This window comes from Actinomadura sp. 7K534, assembly GCF_004348575.1.
GTDB lineage: Bacteria > Actinomycetota > Actinomycetes > Streptosporangiales > Streptosporangiaceae > Spirillospora > Spirillospora livida.
This window is the reverse complement of sequence record NZ_SMKB01000565.1, coordinates 1-382: the sequence shown is the minus strand read 5'-3', so window position 1 is coordinate 382 and position 382 is coordinate 1. Positions and strand designations below refer to the sequence as shown.

1 protein-coding gene is annotated in these 382 nt (G+C 71.5%); it reads left to right on the top strand.

What is annotated here, in order from left to right:
• The coding region (locus E1266_RS37710) for a KR domain-containing protein (RefSeq protein ID WP_132055398.1) at positions 1-382 on the top strand (382 nt) is incomplete at both ends.

Sequence of the window (382 nt, the reverse complement as noted above, 5' to 3'; positions counted from 1 at the left end):
CACGGCATCACCCACCTGCACCTGACCAGCCGCACCGGCCCCGACGCCCCCGGAGCCCACGACCTCCAACACCACCTCGAACACCTCGGCGCCCACGTCACCATCACCGCATGCGACACCGCCGACCCGGCGCAACTGGCCGATCTTCTGGCGGGCATCCCGGTCGAGCGTCCGCTCACGGCGGTGATCCACGCGGCCGGGGTCATCGACGACGCGGTCACGACATCGCTGACCGCTGAACAGGTCGACAGGGTCTTCGCCCCCAAGGTCGACGCCGCCTGGAACCTGCACCGCCAGACCCGCCACCTCCCCCTCAACGCCTTCATCCTGTTCTCCTCCGCCGCCGCCACCCTCGGCTCGCCCGGCCAGGCCGCCTACGCCT